The organism is Methylophaga pinxianii, from assembly GCF_020447225.1.
GTDB classification, from domain to species: domain Bacteria; phylum Pseudomonadota; class Gammaproteobacteria; order Nitrosococcales; family Methylophagaceae; genus Methylophaga; species Methylophaga pinxianii.
Genome location: NZ_JAJAEO010000087.1, coordinates 1 through 1,727, shown reverse-complemented (window position 1 = coordinate 1,727; position 1,727 = coordinate 1). Strand labels below are relative to the sequence as shown.

The 1,727-nt window shown below is 39.1% G+C and carries 2 protein-coding genes and 1 pseudogene; all 3 read right to left on the bottom strand.

The features are described from left to right. Positions 1-261, bottom strand: a pseudogene (locus LGT40_RS00480) (transposase); the annotation flags it as partial. Between the two features lie 50 nt (positions 262-311). After that, complete coding sequence (locus LGT40_RS00475; protein ID WP_226069688.1) at positions 312-764, bottom strand: NIF family HAD-type phosphatase; 453 nt, start codon at positions 762-764, stop codon at positions 312-314. Positions 765-847: 83 nt separating this feature from the next. Continuing rightward, positions 848-1,603: a metallophosphoesterase gene (locus LGT40_RS00470; protein WP_226069687.1), complete on the bottom strand. Its 756-nt coding sequence runs from the start codon at positions 1,601-1,603 to the stop codon at positions 848-850. Between the last annotated feature and the right edge of the window lie 124 nt (positions 1,604-1,727).

The window sequence follows — 1,727 nt, the reverse complement described above, 5'->3', positions numbered from 1 at the left end:
GGGGGGGGCTTGCGAAGTACGCCGCCGCTTTTTTTAGAATGTCACGCTCCTCGGTGACGCGTTTCAATTCTTTCTTGAGCCGGTTAACTTCGGCTTGCTCTTCTGCCTTAGTTCGATGCTTATTGGCATCAGGCCCATACTTCTTCAGCCAGGCATACAGGCTATGTGTTGTGACATCCAATCGGCGACGCTGTAACCACGATCAGTTACCTGACGGACCGCTTCGATCTTAAATTCTTCTGGATAACGTTTGCTGCTCATTTTCACCTCCTCTTATTGCCATATTAAATGGCTGAAAGGTGTCTAGTAAATTAGTGGTGATTCAAAATTATTTTTAACTTTAAAAGCAATGCTTCTAATTCCTTGTCATCAAAATCTGGGTTTTCATGACTGTATGGCTCAAGATACTGACTAATCTCAATTAATCTATGCTTTTGTGTCTGCTTTATATAGGGAGGATAGTCATCAACGATAATTACCTTATTGATGTCTTCGTCAACAAAACGTAAATCTTTGTGTTCACCAACCCAATTTATGTAACGTAGTTTAGTGAACCAATCTGGAACCAAATTTTCCCTGACTAACGTATTAGCGATTTCTTTAAACTTTTCTTCACGGACACTCGTGAAAATGCAAATATTATCCTGCCCAAATAGGGACTCGCACTGACAAAGAAATTGCATCAATCCTGGACGTGGAAATTGACTTATAGCATTTGTGACTAGCACTCCTTCTAAGTCTAGCGCTAGGATTGTATCTGTCATAGTTACTCTGGTATATATTGGTGATGGCAAAAATGTTCAAATGAAATAGTTGATATTCATTACGTGAAAAGACCTAGTTACCATTAAACTTCTATAATCAAATCTAAATTGAATGGTTGAGGAAGCATCTCCCTCGAATAGCCTTTTTGATTGCTGACTAACCGACAACCATCTATAACTGTATCGACATTTGCATGTGTATGGCCGAAACACCATACATTCGCAAGTTTGAGTAATTCATCGCAATCGGAGATGAAAGCGGCAGCTATAGTATCCATTTCAAAGTGAGGATGATGAGCTTTCAGGCTTGGTGCATGGTGAGTAACTACAACCGTTTTTCCATCAAAAGGTTCATTTAACTGATTAATTAGAAAAGCTTTCGATTCAAGATGAAGTTCAAGTGCATCTTCAGTTGTGAACCTATCTTTTCCTTTATTGATCAATCTATGATCATTTAGCATAAAGTTAATTAAACTCATGGTTTCAGCTTTATTGAATCGACCATCCAAGACATAATCAGTCCACAGAGTCGATCCTATAAAACGAATACCCTTCATAATTACGGATGAATTATCAAGTAAATGAAGTTTCTGTTTTGACTCTGCGAAATGATGCATTTCGTTGCGGAGGTCATTTATATCGTGGCGATAGAATTCGTGATTTCCAGGAATATAGATTACGGGTGTATTCATCCTATCGATAAGCTCAGCTGCATACTCTAGGCCTCTTAAACCTACATCAATATCACCAGCTAATATGATCAGATCAGCATCACTAGAATTTGGATGGAATGGGTACCCTTGTTCAAGGTGTAAATCAGAAAAAAGCTGAAATTTCATGCATCATACTCTTTGAATGGATAACGGAATTTAGCAGTCCGACCAAATAAGAGTAAGCGTTGACGCGTTACACCCTAGACAGCCTCGCTGACGGCTGATTGTCCAAGATCAATATTCCAGGGCA